The sequence below is a fragment of the Rhodovulum kholense genome, assembly GCF_003053725.1.
GTDB classification, from domain to species: Bacteria; Pseudomonadota; Alphaproteobacteria; order Rhodobacterales; family Rhodobacteraceae; genus Rhodovulum; species Rhodovulum kholense.
On record NZ_QAYC01000002.1, the window covers coordinates 307381 to 322553 of the forward strand.

General features: G+C 68.7%; 14 protein-coding genes. 7 read left to right on the forward strand and 7 right to left on the reverse strand.

Going from position 1 to position 15173, the window contains the following annotated elements; genetic code table 11:
* Positions 1–97: 97 nt before the first annotated feature.
* Together C8N38_RS04160 and C8N38_RS04165 are read right to left on the reverse strand one after the other, a co-directional pair.
* A complete protein-coding gene (locus C8N38_RS04160; RefSeq protein ID WP_108024218.1) occupies positions 98–1387 on the reverse strand; it encodes a glycerate kinase type-2 family protein in 1290 nt (429 codons plus the stop codon).
* A 76-nt stretch (positions 1388–1463) separates the two neighbouring features.
* Positions 1464–1901 carry an RrF2 family transcriptional regulator gene (locus C8N38_RS04165; protein ID WP_108024220.1) on the reverse strand — a complete coding sequence of 146 codons (438 nt, stop codon included), beginning with the start codon at positions 1899–1901 and terminating at the stop codon, positions 1464–1466.
* Between the two features lie 142 nt (positions 1902–2043).
* Between C8N38_RS04165 and cydD the strand changes: the two genes are divergently transcribed.
* From cydD to C8N38_RS04195, 6 genes are all read left to right on the forward strand, one after another.
* Entirely contained in the window at positions 2044–3747 is a 1704-nt protein-coding gene (cydD, locus tag C8N38_RS04170) for a thiol reductant ABC exporter subunit CydD (protein ID WP_245895507.1), read from the forward strand.
* Entirely contained in the window at positions 3744–5408 is a 1665-nt protein-coding gene (locus C8N38_RS04175; protein WP_108024224.1) for an amino acid ABC transporter ATP-binding/permease protein, read from the forward strand. Before cydD ends, C8N38_RS04175 begins: the two co-directional genes overlap by 4 nt.
* 199 nt (positions 5409–5607) lie before the next feature.
* Positions 5608–7206, forward strand: a complete 1599-nt coding sequence (locus C8N38_RS04180) for a cytochrome ubiquinol oxidase subunit I (RefSeq protein ID WP_108024226.1) — start codon at positions 5608–5610, stop codon at positions 7204–7206.
* A 6-nt stretch (positions 7207–7212) separates the two neighbouring features.
* Positions 7213–8364 carry a cytochrome d ubiquinol oxidase subunit II gene (gene cydB / locus C8N38_RS04185; protein ID WP_108024228.1) on the forward strand — a complete coding sequence of 384 codons (1152 nt, stop codon included), beginning with the start codon at positions 7213–7215 and terminating at the stop codon, positions 8362–8364.
* 15 nt (positions 8365–8379) lie between these two features.
* Positions 8380–8505 (forward strand): cytochrome bd-I oxidase subunit CydX, encoded by a 126-nt coding sequence (gene cydX, locus C8N38_RS04190; RefSeq protein ID WP_075787192.1) that lies wholly within the window; start codon positions 8380–8382, stop codon positions 8503–8505.
* A gap of 214 nt (positions 8506–8719) precedes the next feature.
* Positions 8720–9703 (forward strand): SLAC1 anion channel family protein, encoded by a 984-nt coding sequence (locus C8N38_RS04195; protein WP_108024230.1) that lies wholly within the window; start codon positions 8720–8722, stop codon positions 9701–9703.
* Positions 9704–9708: 5 nt separating this feature from the next.
* Here C8N38_RS04195 and C8N38_RS04200 read toward each other — a convergent pair whose 3' ends face one another.
* Genes C8N38_RS04200 through C8N38_RS04210 form a run of 3 tightly spaced genes read right to left on the reverse strand, consistent with a single transcriptional unit; the run spans position 9709 to position 11760 of the window.
* Positions 9709–10494, reverse strand: coding sequence for a metal ABC transporter permease (locus C8N38_RS04200; protein WP_108024231.1), 786 nt, complete (start codon positions 10492–10494; stop codon positions 9709–9711).
* Positions 10487–11275 (reverse strand): ATP-binding cassette domain-containing protein, encoded by a 789-nt coding sequence (locus tag C8N38_RS04205; protein WP_108024233.1) that lies wholly within the window; start codon positions 11273–11275, stop codon positions 10487–10489. Before C8N38_RS04205 ends, C8N38_RS04200 begins: the two co-directional genes overlap by 8 nt.
* Positions 11272–11760 carry a Fur family transcriptional regulator gene (locus tag C8N38_RS04210; protein WP_108024235.1) on the reverse strand — a complete coding sequence of 163 codons (489 nt, stop codon included), beginning with the start codon at positions 11758–11760 and terminating at the stop codon, positions 11272–11274. The genes C8N38_RS04205 and C8N38_RS04210 overlap by 4 nt, the downstream gene beginning before the upstream one ends.
* A gap of 81 nt (positions 11761–11841) precedes the next feature.
* Here C8N38_RS04210 and C8N38_RS04215 point away from each other — a divergent pair, with 81 nt between their 5' ends.
* Positions 11842–12843, forward strand: a complete 1002-nt coding sequence (locus C8N38_RS04215) for a zinc ABC transporter substrate-binding protein (RefSeq protein WP_108024237.1) — start codon at positions 11842–11844, stop codon at positions 12841–12843.
* Between the two features lie 24 nt (positions 12844–12867).
* Here C8N38_RS04215 and bhcD read toward each other — a convergent pair whose 3' ends face one another.
* Both bhcD and bhcC read right to left on the reverse strand, forming a co-directional pair.
* On the reverse strand, positions 12868–13833 hold the full coding sequence (bhcD, locus tag C8N38_RS04220; protein WP_108024239.1) for an iminosuccinate reductase BhcD: 966 nt from the start codon (positions 13831–13833) through the stop codon (positions 12868–12870).
* A 58-nt stretch (positions 13834–13891) separates the two neighbouring features.
* Positions 13892–15055: a 3-hydroxy-D-aspartate aldolase BhcC gene (gene bhcC / locus C8N38_RS04225; RefSeq protein WP_108024241.1), complete on the reverse strand. Its 1164-nt coding sequence runs from the start codon at positions 15053–15055 to the stop codon at positions 13892–13894.
* Positions 15056–15173: the final 118 nt, after the last annotated feature.

A 15173-nucleotide genomic window follows, 5' to 3' on the forward strand; every position in this document is an offset into this window, starting at 1 on the left:
CCCGATCCCATTTCTTGCCCGCAGGTGCGTGGCTTGCAAGTCCGCGCCGCGCGGAACATGCGACCGGCAACGCCGTTGCCCAGGATTTGGGCGCGCGTCACGGCCGCGGACGGATCAGGATGGCGCGGAAGTCGTTCACATTGGTCAGGGTCGGGCCCGGCGCCACCTGCGCGCCCAGCGCCCCGAAGAAGCCATGGCTGTCATTGGTCGCCAGCGCCGCCGCCGGGTCGAGCCCCAGCGCCGCCGCCTCGGCCAGCGTGTCGGGGCCGATCACCGCGCCCGCCACCTCGTCCGCGCCGTCGACCCCGTCGGTGTCGCAGGCGATGGCGTCGATCCCGGGCGCGCCCTCCAGTGCAACCGCCAAGGCCAGCGCATATTCGGCATTGGGCCCGCCGATCCCGTCGCCCCGCCGCGTCACCGTGCATTCGCCGCCCGACAGCAACAAAAGCGGCGGATCGCCAGGCGCCATCGCGGCCTGCCGCGCCAAGGCCAGCGCCGCATGGGCTTCGGCCAGCTCGCGGGCCTCGCCTTCCAGCGCATCGCCCAGGATCTCGACCGCACAGCCCGCGTCGTGCGCGGCCTCGGCGGCGGCCTCCAGAGACCGGGCGGGCGCCGCGATCACCAGATTCTCGACCCGGCCGAGACGCGGGTCGTCGGGGCGGACCGGATCGCCGCCCGCCTCGAGAAAAGCCTGCACCGAGGGCGGCGGCACCACCCCCCAGCGCGTCAGCGCCGCCAGAGCCCGGGCCGCGTCGCCCCGATAGCCCACGGTGGGCCCGCTGGCGATATCGGCCGGATTGTCGCCCGGCACGTCGGAAATCAGCAGGCCCAGCACGCGCGCCGGAAAGGCTGCGGCGGCCAGCCGCCCGCCCTTGACCGCCGATATTTCCTTGCGGATGCCGTTGATCTCGCCGATCGGCGCGCCCGAGGCCAGAAGCCCCGAGGTCACCAGCCGCTTTTCCTCCAGCGTGATCTGCCCGGCGGGCTGCACCAGCAGGGCCGAGCCCCCGCCCGAGATCAGTGCCAGCACCAGATCGTCCTCGCCCAGACCGTCCAGCAGGCGCATCACCCGCCGGGTCGCGACCTCGCCTGCGGCATCGGGCACCGGATGCGCGGCCTCGACGATCTCGACGCCCGCGCAGGGACGGCCATGGCCATAGCGGGTGATCACCAGCCCCTCGCACGGGCCCCAGGCGGTCTCGACCGCCTCGGCCATCCGCGCCGAGGCCTTGCCGGCCCCCACCACCACCACCCGTCCCGCGGGACGGGGTGGCAGCGCGGGCGGGACGATCCGCATCGGATCTGCCGCCGCGACGGCCAGGTCGAAAAGCGCCCTGAGAAAGCCGGAGGGCTCGGTTGGGTCGACGGAAAGCGAAACAACTGTCATGTCGAAAAGGATGGGGCGTCCTCGGCCTCTGGCAAGAGCCCCGCACGGGCGTGACCCTACGGCATGGGCCGCGATCTCAGGACGCCAGTGCCAGCGCCTCTTCCAGATCGCGGTTGCCCGCCACCAGATCGGCCAGGGTGACGCCGTCGAGCGTGGCGTAGAATTCGGCCAGTGCCCGCTGCAGCGCGCCCTTCAGCAGGCAGCAGCAGGAAATCGGGCAGGTATTCGTCACCGGATCGAAGCATTCGGCAAAGGGCACCCCCGATTCGAGATGGCGGAAAACCTCGCCCACGGTGATGTCCTCGGGCGTGCGCTTGAGGGTCAGACCGCCGTTCCGGCCGCGCGTCGTCTTCACCAGCCCGTGATGCGCCAGCGTGTTGATGACCTGCGCCATGTGGTTCTCGGAGGTGTTGCAGGCGGAGGCGATGTCCGACTTGCGCACCGTGCGCCCGCCATTCACAGCGCAATACATCAGCGCCCGCATCGCGATATTGGTCCGGGTGGTCAGACGCATCGGGGTTCTCTTTTCCAGTCCTGGGGGATAATGATCTATCTCACATACGGGTTCAAACGAGAATAGAGCCTGTTAAAGATCACGCAAGCCCTTCGCCGATCCCGGATGCGGGGCGCTTCAGAAACGGGTGACGGGGCGGGACTTGAGCCGTAGACACGCGAAGAAGGACGATCCGGCCGCCAGGCGGCTTTCCCAGATGACGGCCCCGGTGATGAGCCTGCTGGAGAGGGCGGGGGCGATGGCCACCGCAGCCTCGCTGCTGTGGCTGATCCAGGCCGCGGCGGTGGCACTGGCCCTGGGCCAGATGTTGCAGCCAGACACGGCCTGGGGGCCCACCTGGGCCTTTGCCCTCGTTTTCGTGGCGGTGGGTGTCGGGCGCGCGATGCTCGACCATCAGGCGGGCGCGCTGTCGTTCCGCGCAGCCGACATCGTTCTGGCGCTGGAACGCGCGCGGCTGGTCACGCGGGAATCGCGCCGCGCCACCGACGACCCGGCCCGCCCGCCCGCGGCCGTCACGGCGACGCTGGCCGCCGAAAAGCTGGCCGCGCTGACGCCCTTCCTCACCCGCTATGCCCCGGCCAAGCGCCGCTCGACCTTCGTGCCGCTGGTGATCCTGGCGGTCACTTTCTACTTTTCCTGGGCGATCGGGCTGGTTCTGCTGTTCGCCGGGCCGCTGATCCCGATCTTCATGGCGCTGGTCGGCATCGCCGCCAAGAAGGCCAGCGAGCGGCAGATGGAAGAGCTGTCGAACATGAACGTGCTGCTGCTGGAACGGCTGACGGCGCTGGTCGACATCCGCCTGCTGGACGCGACCGAGCGCACGGTCGACAGTTTCCGGTCGGCCGCCGACCGGCTGCGCGGGCGCACCATGGAGGTGCTTCGCGTGGCCTTCCTGTCCTCGACCGTGCTTGAACTTTTCTCGGCCATCGGCATCGCCATGGTCGCGGTCTATGTCGGCTTCTCGCTGCTGGGCGAGCTGACCTTCGGCGCCTGGGGCACCCCGCTGACCGCCACTGAGGGGATCTTCCTGCTGCTGCTGGCCCCCGATTATTTCCAGCCGCTGCGCGATCTGGCCGCCGCCTGGCATGACAAGGCCGACGCCAATGCCGTGGCGCGCGAACTGGCCGAACTGGAGGCGCAGGAGGAAACCACCTTCCTCGGGCTCGGCGCCTCGGCACGGCCGCTCGAAACCGCCGACGCGCTGTCGGTCAGAGGCCTCGCCTATCGCCCGCCGGGCGGGCGGCTGATCAGGTTCCCGGATTTCGATCTGGGCGCGGGCGAGACGCTGGCGATCACCGGACCCTCGGGCATCGGCAAGTCCTCGCTCTTGCGGCTGATCGCGGGCATGGCCATTCCTGCCGAGGGCGAGATCCGGATCGGTGAGACGGTCCTGTCCCCCGAGACCGCCGATGCCTGGCGCGCGCGGCTGGGCTGGTTACCGCAACAGCCGCGCTTCGTGTCGGGCTCGCTGCGCAAGAACCTGACGCTGGCGCTGCGGCCCGGGCATGAGCTGCCGCTGGACACCGCCCTGGAACTTGCGGCGGCCGACGGCGTGGTGGCGCAGCTGCCGCGCGGACTGAACACACGGTTGGGCGAGACAGGGGTCGGCGTCTCGGGCGGCGAGGCGCGGCGGCTGATCGTGGCGCGCGCGGCGCACGCCCATCCCGACCTGCTGCTGGCCGACGAGCCGACCGCCGATCTGGACGAAGAGACCGCGACGCTGGTCACCGAGGGGCTGCTGGGCCTCGCGGCGGGCGGCGTCGCGCTGATCGTGGCGACCCATGACCCGGCGCTTGCCGCGCGGATGGACCGCCAGATCGCCATCAGACCGGAGCATGCGGCATGAGGGACATCCTGCAGATCCTGCGCCTGACCTGGCGCGCCCAGCGCGGCCCGCTGATCCGGGGCACCGCGCTTGCCGTGATCGTGGTGGCGATGGGGGTGGCGCTGCTGGGCCTTGCGGGCTGGTTCATCACCGCCGCGGCGGCGGCCGGGCTTGCGGGCATCGGCATCGCCTTCAACGTCTTCCAGCCCTCGGCCTCGGTGCGCTTTCTGGCGCTTGGCCGCACCGCCGCGCGCTATGGCGAACGGCTGCTGACCCATGACGCGACGCTGAAGGCGCTGACCGACATCCGCGTGGCGCTTTTGCGGGGCGTGCTGGCCCTGCCGTTCCAGACGCTGTCGCGGCTTCGGGGCGCCGAGACCATGAACCGGCTGGTGGCCGATGTGGATGCACTTGACGGGGTGGTGCTGCGGCTCTTCATTCCGGCGGTCACCGGGGTCATTCTTTACGTCGCCGCCTTCCCGCTTTTGTGGTGGATGACCGATTTCACGCTGGCGATCTGGATCCTCGCCAGTTTCACGCTGGGCTGCGGGCTGGTGCTGGTCTGGGCCGGGCGCCATGCGCTGGCCCCCTCGCGCCGGGCCGAGAAGGCGCTGCAGGCCTTCCGCATCCGGCTGATCGACCTGCTGCGCGCCCGCGACGATCTGGTGGTCTATGGCCGCCTGCCCGAACAGACCGAGGCGGTGCAGCTGGCCGAGGCCCGGATGCGCGAGAACCTCGGCGCCATCGACCGGCTGGAACGCCGGGCGGGGCTGGCGCTGTCCTTGACCACCACGCTGGCCACCGGCACGGCGCTGGCGCTGGGAGGCGTGCTCGTCGCCCGTGGCGCGATCACGCCCGCACAGGCCGCTCTGGGCTTTTTCGTGGCGCTGGCGCTTTCGGAGACGGTGCAGCCGCTGCGCCGGGGTCTGGCCGATCTGGGCCGGATGCTCGACGCCGCCCGGCGCGTGACCCGGCTCTTGCCCGACGAGGCCGCGGCCGGTGTGCCCGCCCGTCCGGCTCCTGCCAGCGCACCTGAGGCGGCGAGTCCGGCTCTGGAGATGACCGGCATCGCCTACCGCCATCCGGGTGCCGAGGCGCCGGTGCTGCAGGGCTTTTCGCTGACGCTCGCCCCCGGCGCCTGCGTCGCGCTGACCGGGGCGTCGGGCAGCGGCAAAAGCACCGTTCTGGCGCTGGCCGCCGGTCTGGTCCAGCCCGAGTCGGGCACCATCCGGCTGGCGGGCCGCCCGATCGAAGCGCTGTCCGAGGCCCGGCTGCGGGCCGAAATGACCTACCTGCCCCAGCGCAGCATGCTTCTGGGCCAGAGCTTCTTCGACATGCTGGCGCTGGCCGATCCCGATCTCGACGAACGCGAGGCGCTGGACCTGCTCGAGGCGGTGGCTCTGTCCTCGACGGTCGCCGCGCGCGGCGGGCTGCACGCGCCCCTGAAGGAAAACGGCGCCGGGCTTTCGGGCGGCGAACAGCGCCGTCTGGCGCTGGCGCGCGCGCTGCTGCGCCGGCCGCGGCTCTTGCTGCTGGACGAACCGACCGAAGGGCTCGATCGGCCGACCGCGACCCGGGTGCTGGGCGCGATCCGCGAGATCCTGCCCGAGGCCGCAATCCTGACCGCCTCGCACCGCAAGGCCGAACGCGACTGGGCCGACCGGCTGATCGCCATGACCTGACCGTCCCGCCGCCATCGCGGGGGCCGGGGCCGTCGCACGCCCGAGACGCATCGCAGTTATGCCGTATTGGCATGCCGCACCGCTGCATACAAAGGTATATCTGGAACACGTCTAATATGCCGCCCTCCACCGTTAACACCAACGGCTTGGAATCCCGGCATATTATGTAATGAGGGGAAAGGGCCAAAGGAGGCCATCAATGGAACTCGACATCGTCGAGCTGTCCCGGCTGCAGTTTGCCATGACAGCCATGTATCACTTCCTCTTCGTGCCGCTCACGCTTGGTCTGTCGATCATCGTGGCGATCATGGAGACGGTCTATGTGATGACCAACCGCCCCGTCTGGCGCCAGATGACGAAATTCTGGGCCACGCTCTTCGGCATCAACTTCGTGCTGGGGGTCGCGACGGGCATCACCATGGAATTCCAGTTCGGGATGAACTGGAGCTATTACAGCCACTATGTCGGCGACATCTTCGGCGCTCCGCTGGCGATCGAGGGCCTGATGGCCTTCTTCCTTGAGGCGACCTTCGTGGGGCTGATGTTCTTCGGCTGGGACAAGCTCTCCAAGGTGGGGCATTGCGTGGTCACGTGGCTGGTGGCGATCGGGTCGAACTTCTCGGCGCTCTGGATCCTGATCGCGAACGGATGGATGCAGAACCCGGTGGGGGCCGAGTTCAATCCGATGACCATGCGGATGGAAATGACCTCGTTCTTCGAGGTGATGTTCAACGAGGTGGCGCAGGCCAAGTTCGTGCATACCGTCTCGGCGGGCTATGTGACGGCCTCGATCTTCGTGCTGGGCGTTTCGGCCTGGTATCTGCTGAAGGGCCGCCATGTGGAGCTGGCGCGCCGGTCGATCGCGGTCGCGGCCAGTTTCGGGCTTGCAGGCGCGCTGTCGGCGGTGGTCCTCGGCGACGAGTCGGGCTATAACGCCACCCATACCCAGAAGATGAAGCTCGCCGCCATCGAGGGCATGTGGGAAACCCATGAGGCGCCCGCGCCCTTCAACCTCTTCGGCATTCCCGACCAGGCCGACCGCGAGACCAAATACGCGATCCAGGTGCCGGTGGTGATGGGCCTGATCGGCTCGCGCTCGCTGACCGAGGAACTGCCGGGCATCAACCAGCTGGTGGACGAGGCCGAGGCCCGCATCCGCAACGGGCTGATCGCCTATGACGCGCTGATGCAGATCCGTGCCGACCGGGGCGCGGCAGCGCCCGAGCTGACCGCGCAGTTCGAGCAGCACAGCGCCGATCTGGGCTTTGCCTTCCTGCTCAAGCGCTATCTCGACGATCCGCGCCTGGCGACCGATGACCAGATCGCCATGGCGGCGCAGGACACGGTGCCGGGGGTGCTGCCGCTGTTCTGGGCGTTCCGGGTGATGGTGATCCTGGGCTTCGGCTTCATCGCACTGATGCTGTTCTTCTTCATCCGCGCCAACTTCTACGGCATGCGCTTTCCGCGCTGGGCATTGCGCGCCGCGGTGGTGGCGATCCCGACGCCCTGGATCGCGGCCGAGATGGGCTGGTTCGTGGCCGAGTTCGGCCGCCAGCCCTGGACCGTCGACGGCGTGCTGCCGACCGCGCTGTCGGTCAGCCAGCTCAGCGTGGCCCAGGTCGCCTTCACGCTTGCGGGCTTCATCACCTTCTATTCGGTCCTCTTCGTGATCGAGATCGGGCTGATGCGGAAATACATCCTCAAGGGGCCCTATATGGACGTCGCCGAAACCGACGACTGGACCCGGCGCCATACCGACCGCCTGACCGGCGGCCGCGGCCTCGAACCGGCGGAGTAAAGACCCATGATCCTGCATGAATTCGTGGATTTCGAGATCCTTCGGGTGATCTGGTGGGGGCTTCTGGGCGTCCTGCTGATCGGCTTTGCGCTGACGGACGGCTTCGATCTGGGCGTCGGCACGCTGCTGCCCTTCGTCGCCCGGACCGATATCGAGCGGCGGGTGGCGATCAACACCGTCGGCCCGGTCTGGGAAGGCAACCAGGTGTGGTTCATCCTGGGCGGCGGCGCCATCTTCGCCGCCTGGCCGCCGCTTTACGCGGTCAGCTTCTCGGGCTTCTACATCGCAATGTTCCTGATCCTCGCGGCGCTGATCCTGCGCCCGGTGGGCTTCAAGTACCGCTCGAAGCGCGAGGACGAACGCTGGCGCGCGGCCTGGGACTGGGCGCTGTTCGTGGGCGGCTTCGTGCCCGCGCTGGTCTTCGGCGTCGCGGTGGGCAACGTCCTGCAAGGGGTGCCGTTCCGGCTGACCGAGGATCTCATGTCGATCTACGAGGGGTCGTTCTTCGGGCTGCTGAACCCCTATGCGCTGCTGGCGGGGCTGGTGTCGGTCTCGATGCTGGTGATGCATGGCGCGGCCTGGCTCCAGCTCAAGACCGAGGGCATGGTGGCCGACCGCGCCCGGACCTTCGGCGCCTGGGCGGCCATTGCCACCATCGTCACCTATGCGCTGGCGGGCCTCTGGCTTGCGGGCGGGATCGACGCCTACAGCTTTGCGGGCCCGGTCGCGACCGACGGACCGTCGAACCCGTTGATGAACGCGGTCGTCAAGGGCGGGTCCTGGATGGCGGCCTATGAGGCGCGGCCCTGGATCGTCATCGCCCCGGCGCTGGGCTTCCTTGGCGCGGCGCTGGCCTTCCTCGGCTTCAGGACCGACAAGGAGGGCTGGACCATGCTGGCCTCGAAACTGTCGATCCTCGGCATCATCGCCTCGGTCGGGCTGACCATGTTCCCGTTCATCCTGCCGTCCAGCATCGACCCGAATTCGTCGCTGACGGTCTGGGACAGCTCGTCCTCGCATCTGACGCTGTTCGTGATGCTGGTCTCGGCGGTGATCTTCGTGCCGCTGATCCTGGCCTACACCGCTTGGGTCTACAAGGTGCTCTGGGGCAAGGTCACGGCCTCGGACGTCGTCGACAAAAGCGACTCGGTCTACTGAGAAAGGAACCCGAAGATGTGGTATTTCGCCTGGATCCTCGGCCTGCCGCTGGCCGCGCTTTTCGCCGTCGTCAACGCGATGTGGCTGGAGCTGAACGCGGATCGCACCATGATGGACGGCAAGCCGCGCCACGACCGCTAGGCCGGTCGCCGTCCTGAACCGGGGCCATGCCCCGCACCCATAAGGCCCGTGCCGCTGGCGCGGGCCTTTTTTCGTGCCCGCAAGGTCCGGCCGGAAATGTTGCGGCCCCAAAAGATGATTCTTTGACATTTCATTTGAGTCGACCCTATATGGGCACGACACATGCAATTTCTTGCATGCTTGGAACCAGAGCCCTACAGGAGGCGCAACCGACATGAGCACGACCGCAGAGACCGAGCACGGCAGCCGCGAAGGCCGGCTGGCGCATTTTCCCGTCACCTTCTTCGCCACGGTGATGGGAATGATGGGTCTGACGCTGGCCTGGCATGTGGGCGAACAGGCGCTGGGGCTGACCCTCCCCGTCTCACATTACCTGCTCTTTGCCTCTTCGGCACTCTTGGCCGCGGTCGCGGCGCTTTATGCGACAAAGCTTCTGACGCGCCTGCCGATGGCCGCGGCCGAATGGCGCCACCCGGTGCGGCTGGCCTTCTTTCCCACCGCCTCGATCTCGCTGATCCTGCTGTCCGTGGCACTGCTCGGCCAGTATCCCGCGCTGGCCGAGCCGGTCTGGATCGCAGGGACCGCGCTTCAGGGGATCCTGTCGCTTCTGGTGATCGCCGACTGGATCGGGCACCGCCCCTTCCAGCCGATCCACCTGAACGCCGCCTGGTTCATCCCGCCGGTCGGCAATATCCTGGTGCCCGTCGCGGGCGTGCCGCTCGGCCACCCGGATATTTCCTGGCTGTTCTTCTCGGGCGGGGCGCTATTCTGGATCGTGCTGCTGACGCTGGTGATGAACCGGCTGACCTTTCACGATCCGCTCCCCAGCCGACTGCAGCCGACGCTGGTGATCCTGATCGCGCCCCCCGCCGTCGGCTTCATCTCGTGGATGCGGCTGAATGGCGGGCTCGACTCGCTGGCGATGTTCTTTCTCAATGCCGCCTATGTCTTCGCGCTGATCGTGGCGACCCAGCTGCCGCGCATCCTGCGCCTGCCCTTCGCGCTGTCTTTCTGGGCGCTCTCGTTCCCGCTGGCCGCGCTGACCATCGCGACGTTCCTATATGCCACCACCACAGGCTCGGCCGTCCATCTGTGGCTGGGCGGCGGGCTTCTGGCCTTTCTCAGCGTGGTGATCGCGGGGCTGGTCGGGCGCACGCTGCTGGCGATTGCCCGGAACGAGATCTGCCAGCCGGAATAAGAGCCTTAGCCCCGCCGGGGCGCGGCGAGGCCAATGGCGAAGGCACAGCTTGCCGCGACCACGATGCTGGGTCCGGCGGGCGTGTCGAACTGGTAGGATCCCCAAAGCCCGGCCAGGGCCGCGGCCGCGCCGATGCCCGAGGCGATCAGCGCCATCGCCTCGGGCGTGCGCGCCCAGGGCCGGGCCGCGGCAGCCGGAACGATCAGCATTGCCACGATCAGAAGCGCGCCCACCACCTGGATCGCCACCGCGACCACCAGCGCCAGCGCCACCGTCAGTATTAGCCGCTCGCGCCCCGGGTCGATCCCCGAGGCCGCGGCCAGGTCCTCGCTGACCGTGACCGTCAAAAGCGCCGTCCAGCGCCAGCCGATCAGCGCCAGCACCGCCAGCGCACCGGCCCAGATCACCGCCAGATCGGTGCGGCCGACCGCGAGGATGTCGCCAAAGAGATAGGCCGACAGATCGACCCGCACCCCGCTGAGAAACGAGACCGAGACCAGACCGACCGCCAGCGCCGCATGGGCGGCGACGCCCAGCGCGGTGTCCATCGCCAGCCCCCGCCCCGACAGCGAGGTCACCGCCAGCGCCATGGCAAGGGCAGCCCCCAGCGTGCCCGCGAAGATCGAGATCGAAAAGCCCAGCGCGATGGCCACGCCCAGGATTGCAGCATGGGCCGTGGCCTCGCCGAAATAGGCCATCCGCCGCCAGACCACGAAAGCGCCCAGCGGCCCGGCCGCCAGCGCGACCGCGATGCCCGCCAACGCCGCGCGCACCAGAAAATCGTCAAGCATCGGCGGCCTCCGGTTTTGCACCATGGGCGTGGGGATGTGCCTCGGACCCGGCCGCCGCGCCGTGTCCGCAACCTTCATGGGCATGATCGTGTTCGTGCTGATAAAGCGCCATCGTCCCATGGGTGCCATGGCCGAACAGCGCCCGGTATTCGGGTGCGGCGGTCACGACATGGGGCTGGCCCTGACAGCAGACATGGCCGTTGAGGCAGAGCACCCGGTCGGTCGCGCTCATCACCACATGCAGGTCGTGGCTGACCATCAGCACCGCGGCGCCGGTCTCGCGCCGCAGGTCGGCAATCAGCTGATAGAAGGCCGCGGTTCCGGGCTGGTCGAGCCCCTGCGTTGCCTCGTCGAGGATCAGAAGTTCGGGCGCGCCCAGAAGCGCGCGCGCCAGCAGCACCCGCTGGAACTGCCCGCCCGACAGCGCGATCAGCTGCCGGGTCTCGAGCCCGGCCGCGCCCACCCGGCCGAGCATCGCCGCGACCTCGGTCGTCCCGTGCCGGTCGGGCAGCGACAGGAAGCGGCGCACCGTCAGCGGCATCCGGTCGTCGATGGCCAGCTTTTGCGGCACATAGCCGATCCGGAGCCCCGGGCGCCGGGTGACGACGCCCGCCGTCGGCCGGACCGCGCCCAGCACCGCCCGCAGAAGCGTCGACTTGCCCGACCCGTTTGGCCCGACAAGCGTGACGATCTCGCCCGCGCCGATCTCGAAATCGACCCCGGTCAGCGCGGCGACCCCGCCATAGCGCACCGTCAGGCCGCGCGCGGCAACAAGCGTCATGCCCGCGCCTCGCGGCAGGCGGGGCAGCGGCCGACAGCCTCGAGGCTCATCCGCTCGATCTCGAACCCGACCGCGCCGGCCGCGGCCAGCATCGCGTCGGCAACGGCGGTGCCCGGCGCCTCGGCCACCGCCTGGCAGGTGTCGCAGATCAGGAAAGCCGGGCGGTGCGGCTCGCCCGGGCGCATGCAGGCGGCAAAGGCATTGAGCCGCCGGATGCGGTGTGCGAGCCCGTGATCGACGAGAAAATCGAGTGCCCGGTAGGCCACCGGCGGCTGGCGGGCGAAGCCCGACGCAACCAGCCGGTCGAGCACCTCGTAGGCGCCCAGCGCCTGATGCGATTCAAGCAGGATCTCAAGCGTGCGGCGGCGCACCGGTGTCAGGCGCAGCCCTTCGACCGCGACGATTTCCTCGGCCCGCTCCAGCGTCGCCTGGCGGCAGGCGGCGTGGTCATGGGCGGAAAACACCCGCTCGGCATCGATTCTCATCCGGACCCTCTTGACTTGTTATTTTATAACATATTCATTCCGGGGCACCTTCCGCAAGCGCCATTTCGAAGGAGTCGGTCCATGCGCCCCCTGTTTTTCCCTGTTTTTCTGGCCCTCGCCGCGCCCGCGGCCGCCCAGCCGCCGCGTGTGGTGACCGACATTCCCCCGGTCCAGTCGCTGGTGGCCGAGGTGATGGGCGATCTGGGCCGCCCCGAGATCCTGCTGGATCAGGGCGGCGACCCGCATCATTTCCAGCTGAAGCCCTCGCAAGCCCGCGCGATCAGCGAGGCCGGTCTGGTGTTCTGGGTCGGCCCGCAACTCACGCCCTGGCTCGACCGCGCGCTGAAGGGGCTTGGCCCCGACGCGCAGGCCGTCGCGCTGATCGAGGCCCCGGGCACGTATCGGCGCAGCTACGGCACACCGGTCGGGCACGATCATGACCACGAGCATGTGGGCGAGGCCGATGCCGAAGATCAGCATCACGGGGCCGCCGGGCCGGACGCGGATCACGATGCCGACGATCACGCCGCCGAGGAAGAGCATCACCATCACGAAGGCACCGATCCGCATGCCTGGCTCGATCCGGAGAACGCCCGGGTCTGGGTGCTGCGGATCAGCGGTGCCCTGGCCGAGGCCGATCCCGAAAATACCGCCATCTACCAGGCGAATGCGCGGTCTGCGCTCGACCGGATCGCGGCGGCCGAAACCGAAGCACGGCAAGTGCTGGCCCCGGTCGGCGACCGGCCGATCATGGTCTTCCACGACGCTTACGGCTATTTCGCCGAGCATTTCGGACTGACCGTGGCCGGGTCCATCGCCATGGGCGATGCCGCCGATCCGGGGGCTGCCCGGCTGACCGGGCTGCGGGACGAGCTGCGCGCCGAGGGCGTTGCCTGTCTCTTCCCCGAGGCCCAGCACGACCCGGCCTATGCCGAGGCGATCGCCGAGGGCACCGAGGTGCGGGTCGGCGCGCCGCTCGATCCCTCGGGCAGCACGCTCGCCTACGGCCCCGACCTCTACCCGGCGCTGCTGACGGGCCTCGCCCGGACCATCGCCGACTGCGTCACCGGCTCGGACGGCTGAGTCTCGACCGGGTTGGGGCGCTGCTCAAAGATCGACTTCGACCGCCACCCCCTTGGCCCGGGCCGCTGCGACCGCCCGGGCCGCCACTGCCAGATCCTGCAACCCCACGCCGGTGCCGTCGAAAAGCGTGATGTCGTCCTCGGACTGGCGCCCCGGCACGGTGCCGTTGATGACCGCGCCGATCTGGACGATGTCGCCCGCGCCGATCAGCCCGGCCGCGACCGCATGCTGGGCCTCCCCGATCTCGACCGACTGCGCGACCTCGTCGGTGAAGACCCTCGCCCGGGCGAAGATCGCCGCGTCGATTTCCTGCTTGCCCCTGGTATCGGTGCCCATGCAGGCCAGATGCGTTCCGGGCCGGACATGGGCATCGAGGAGCTGCGCGGCGACGGACGACGAGATGGTCACGATGACATCGGCCTGCGCGCCAAGGTCCTCCAGCGAGACCGCCTCGAAGGGCAGGCCAAGCTCGACGGCAGTTTCGGCCAGCCGGGGCAGCATCTCGGGATGATAGTTCCAGCCGATCACCTTCTCGAAGGGACGCTCGGCGACGGCGGCGCGCATCTGGAAGGCTGACTGATGGCCTGCGCCCAGGAGGCCCAGCACGCGCGAGTCGCAGCGTGCCAGATGCCGGATCGATACCGCCGACGCCGCCGCCGTGCGAAGCGCGGTCAGCAGGTTGCCGCCCACCAGAGCCGCGGGCCGGCCGGTGTCGGGGTCGAACAGCACCACGGTCGACTGATGGTTGGTCAGCCCCTTTTCAACATTGCCAGGCCAGTAGCCGCCCGACTTGAGACCCAGCACCTTTCCGGCACGGTCGAAGCCTGACTTGAAGCCGTAAAGCGCGTCGGCATGGCCGATCGCCTCGCGGATCACCGGGAAATTATAGGCCTCATCGCGGGCCATGGCGGAAAAGACGGCTTCGACCGCCTCGAAACACTGCGCGGGCGACACGAGCCCTGCAATTTCGCTTTCCGGAACGACAAACATCTTACCCCTGCACGATTTTTCGCAGAAAAATCGGGGCCCGAAGGCCCCGTCCCGTCGATCAGTAGGCCTTTCCGCGCGCGGAAACCGGCCAGAGGCATTCAACGGTGCCGTTGCGCACGCCGACATACCAGTCATGGACATTGCAGGTCGGGTCGCAATGGCCGGGCACAAGCTTCAGCTTGTCGCCGACCTTCAGCACGCCCTCGGGATCCGCGATCACCCCGTGTTCGTCCGAGCATTTCACATAGCTCACATCCTCGCGCCCGAACACGACCGGCAGGCCGCTATCGACCGATTGCGCCTTCAGCCCCGCATCGCAGATCGCCTTGTCGGCCTTGGAATGGCTCATCACCGAGGTCAGCAGGAAAAGCGCGTTCTCCCACTCGCCGCGGTCGATCCGGTTGCCGTCCGCATCGAGGATGCGTCCGTAATCGGCATCCATGAAGGCGTAGGACCCGCATTGCAGCTCGTTATAGACGCCCGAGCTGCCCTCGAAGTAATAGGACCCGGTCCCGCCGCCGCCGACAATGTCGCAGGAAAGCCCTTCGGCCTTCAGCGCCTCGACGGCCTCGGTCACCATCGCCACGGCGAGGTCGATCTTGGCCTTGCGGTCCGCATAGGCGTCGAGGTGCTGCATCGCGCCCTGATAGGCCTGCAGCCCGGCAAAGCGCAGACCGGGGGCCGCATCGATGGCCCTGGCGATGGCGACCACCTCGGGCGTCGCGGTCACGCCGCAGCGCCCGGCGCCGCAGTCGATCTCGACCAGGCATTCGATCTCGGTGCCGTGCCGCACCGCCGCCTCGGACAGATCGGCCACATTCGCAAGATCGTCGACGCAGACCAGCGTCCGGGCGCCCAGCTTGGGCAGCCGCGCCAGCCGGTCGATCTTGGACGGATCGCGCACCTGGTTCGAGACCAGCACGTCCTTGATCCCGCCGCGCGCAAAGACCTCGGCCTCGGACACCTTCTGGCAACAGACCCCGCAGGCCCCGCCCAGCCGTTCCTGCAGCCTGGCCACATCGACCGACTTGTGCATCTTGCCATGCACCCGATGGCGCACCCCATGCGCCTTGGCCCAGTCGCCCATCTTCGTGATGTTGCGCTCGAGCGCGTCGAGATCCAGCACCAGGCAGGGGGTCTGGATCTCGGCTTCGGCCATCCCCGGCAGGGCCGGGATGTCATAGCCCACCTCGAGCCCGTCGAAATCGGTCACGTCTTTCATTGCATCTCTCCCAGGTTCCCAAGCGCACTGGACGCGCGCGACATTTCCTTCGGCCCGCGGCAGGCTTGAGGGTGTCCGCATCCCGCCGGGGTCATGTTTCACCATTGCCGCGGGACCG

Coding starts and splice junctions, on each gene's coding strand:
- C8N38_RS04200 (WP_108024231.1), bottom strand. CDS start 10,494: ATGCTTGACGATTTTCTGGTGCGCGCGGCGTTGGCGGGCATCGCGGTC.
- C8N38_RS04180 (WP_108024226.1), top strand. CDS start 5,608: ATGGAACTCGACATCGTCGAGCTGTCCCGGCTGCAGTTTGCCATGACA.
- C8N38_RS04175 (WP_108024224.1), top strand. CDS start 3,744: ATGAGGGACATCCTGCAGATCCTGCGCCTGACCTGGCGCGCCCAGCGC.
- C8N38_RS04205 (WP_108024233.1), bottom strand. CDS start 11,275: ATGACGCTTGTTGCCGCGCGCGGCCTGACGGTGCGCTATGGCGGGGTC.
- C8N38_RS04195 (WP_108024230.1), top strand. CDS start 8,720: ATGAGCACGACCGCAGAGACCGAGCACGGCAGCCGCGAAGGCCGGCTG.
- bhcD (WP_108024239.1), bottom strand. CDS start 13,833: ATGTTTGTCGTTCCGGAAAGCGAAATTGCAGGGCTCGTGTCGCCCGCG.
- C8N38_RS04210 (WP_108024235.1), bottom strand. CDS start 11,760: ATGAGAATCGATGCCGAGCGGGTGTTTTCCGCCCATGACCACGCCGCC.
- C8N38_RS04215 (WP_108024237.1), top strand. CDS start 11,842: ATGCGCCCCCTGTTTTTCCCTGTTTTTCTGGCCCTCGCCGCGCCCGCG.
- bhcC (WP_108024241.1), bottom strand. CDS start 15,055: ATGAAAGACGTGACCGATTTCGACGGGCTCGAGGTGGGCTATGACATC.
- cydB (WP_108024228.1), top strand. CDS start 7,213: ATGATCCTGCATGAATTCGTGGATTTCGAGATCCTTCGGGTGATCTGG.
- C8N38_RS04160 (WP_108024218.1), bottom strand. CDS start 1,387: ATGACAGTTGTTTCGCTTTCCGTCGACCCAACCGAGCCCTCCGGCTTT.
- C8N38_RS04165 (WP_108024220.1), bottom strand. CDS start 1,901: ATGCGTCTGACCACCCGGACCAATATCGCGATGCGGGCGCTGATGTAT.
- cydX (WP_075787192.1), top strand. CDS start 8,380: ATGTGGTATTTCGCCTGGATCCTCGGCCTGCCGCTGGCCGCGCTTTTC.